At 65.2% G+C, this 2,445-nt stretch carries 3 protein-coding genes; all 3 read left to right on the top strand.

The features are described 5' to 3' along the window. Positions 1-317, top strand: a 317-nt coding sequence (gene rplQ, locus Q0L57_RS12665) for a 50S ribosomal protein L17 (protein WP_296743119.1), incomplete at its 5' end; no start/stop codon positions are given. Positions 318-506: 189 nt separating this feature from the next. Further along, positions 507-2,000, top strand: a complete 1,494-nt coding sequence (locus Q0L57_RS12660) for a DegQ family serine endoprotease (protein ID WP_296743117.1) — start codon at positions 507-509, stop codon at positions 1,998-2,000. 39 nt (positions 2,001-2,039) lie between these two features. Continuing rightward, on the top strand, positions 2,040-2,445 hold a 406-nt coding region (locus Q0L57_RS12655; RefSeq protein WP_296743115.1), incomplete at its 3' end, for an AAA family ATPase.

The raw sequence follows: 2,445 nt of genomic DNA, 5'->3' as shown, positions 1-2,445 counted from the left end.
CGAAGGCGAAGGACCTGCGTCCGATCGTCGAGAAGCTGGTGACGCTCGGCAAGCGGGGCGACCTGCACGCCCGCCGCCAGGTGATCGCGCAGATCGGCAATGAAAACGTCGTCAAGCGCCTGTTCGAGACGCTGGCCCCGCGCTATGCCAACCGCAACGGCGGCTACCTGCGCATCATGAAGGCGGGCTTCCGCCACGGCGACAATGCCGCCATGGCGGTCATCGAGTTCGTCGACCGTGACACCTCGGCCAAGGGCGCTGCCGACCGCGCCCGCCTCGAGGCGGAAGGCGCCAATGAGGAAGCCGCGGCCGCCTGAGGCCCGCTTTTCGTGAATGACCTCAAGGGGCCTTCGGGCCCCTTTTGCGTTCCAGGACCGGTACGCGCAGTGAGCGGATTTTTCGTTCGGGAGCTCACGCTTTTGCGCGACAAGCGCCGCGTTTCAGTGCATTAGCCTTTCATTCTGCACAATCGTCGGGACAATGGCGCCTGATCTGGAGGATTCGGAATGCACCTCAAACGGCTGTTTCTCGTAGCACTTTGCGCCTTCGCCGCTTTCGCCGCGGCGCCCGCCGTAAGGCAGGCATTGGCCGAGGATGCGCCGGCCAAGGCAGACCCCAGCCTGTCAGACGTGCTGACCGATCTTTTGCATGGCGTCGAAGGCGAAAACGGTGCGGCGGGCCAGAATAAGCGCGTCCCGTTCGGCCGTGAGGAGGTGCAGCTCTCCTTCGCGCCGCTGGTCAAGCAGACCGCGCCCGGCGTCGTCAACGTCTATGCCTCGCAGACCGCCAAGGTCCGGTCGCCTTTCGAAGGCGACCCCTTCTTCGAGGAGTTCTTCGGCCGGGCGCAGCCGCGCGCTCAATCCTCGCTCGGCTCCGGCGTGCTGGTCGACCCGAGCGGGGTGATCGTCACCAACTACCACGTCATCAAGGATGCCGACGAGGTCAAGGTGGCCACTGCCGATGGGCGCGAGTTCACCAGCAAGGTCATGCTCAAGGACGAGACGCTCGACCTCGCCGTGCTCAAGATTTCAGCCGACAAGCCGTTCCCGGTCATTGCCATTGGCGATTCGGATGCGCTTGAGGTAGGCGACCTGGTGCTCGCCATCGGTAATCCGTTCGGCGTCGGCCAGACGACCACCAGCGGCATCGTTTCCGCGCTTGCGCGCAGCCATATCGGCGTCTCGGATTCGGGCTATTTCATCCAGACCGACGCCGCGATCAATCCCGGCAATTCCGGCGGTGCGCTGATCAACATGGGTGGCCAGCTGGTCGGCATCAACACGGCGATCTACAGCCGCAGCGGGGGCTCGATCGGCATCGGCTTCGCTATCCCGTCTAACATGGTTCGCGCCTTCGCCGATGCCGCCAAGGCCGGCCTCGATTTCTTCGAGCGGCCCTATATCGGCGCCGAGTTCGAGGCGGTGACGCCGCAGATCGCCGAATCGCTAGGCATGGAAAAGCCGACCGGCGCGCTCGTGTCCTCGGTCGAGGGCGTGGGCCCGGCGGCCAAGGCGGGCCTGAAGCCCGGCGATGTCGTGCTTTCGCTGAACAACACTCCCGTCGAAAGCATTGAGGCGCTGGATTATCGGATGGCCACGCTGTCGATCGGCTCCAAGGCGACCTTCGCGATACTGACCAAGGGTCAGCAGGCGACGCTGGAGATCCCGCTGGAACGCGCGCCGGAGGGCGCCAAGGCGACCGAAGTGACGCTGCACGGCCGCAGCCCGTTCTCAGGCGCCAAGGTTGCGGTGCTGTCGCCCAGGCTTGCCCAGAGGCTTGGCCTGCGTACCGACCTCAAGGGAGTCGCGGTCATCGACATCAACCGCGATTCTCCTGCCGCCGATTTTGGCTTCCAGCCTGGTGACATCGTGCGCGAGGTGAATGGCACGAGCATCGACACCGCTGAGACCCTGGCCCAGATCGCTCAGCAGGACACGCGCTGGTGGCGCTTTACCGTCGAGCGCGGCGGGCAGATACTGCGCCAGGTGTTGCGTTATTGAGGCGGTCCAGAGGATCGCCCCCCAGCGTCGAAGACTTGCATGGCAGACCTGTTCAGTGCCGATGAACCGGAGAAGGCGCCGCCCGGACGGCCGCTGGCCGATCGGTTGCGCCCGAAAAACCTGGGCGAGGTTGTCGGCCAGGAACATCTGACAGGCCCCGACGGCGCGTTGACCCGGCTGATCGATTCCGGCTCGCTCGGCTCGATGATCTTCTGGGGGCCGCCGGGTACCGGCAAGACGACGGTGGCGCGTCTCCTGGCGGGCGAGACGCATCTCGCCTTCGAGCAGATATCGGCGGTGTTTTCCGGCGTCGCGGACCTCAAGAAGGTGTTCGAGGCCGCGAAGTTGCGCCGCGCCAATGGCCGCCAGACGCTGCTCTTCGTCGATGAAATCCATCGCTTCAACCGCGCCCAGCAGGACGGCTTCCTTCCCGTGATGGAGGACG

This window comes from Mesorhizobium sp., assembly GCF_024509055.1.
Classification (GTDB): domain Bacteria; phylum Pseudomonadota; class Alphaproteobacteria; order Rhizobiales; family Rhizobiaceae; genus Mesorhizobium.
This window is presented reverse-complemented; position numbering and strand designations above follow the sequence as displayed.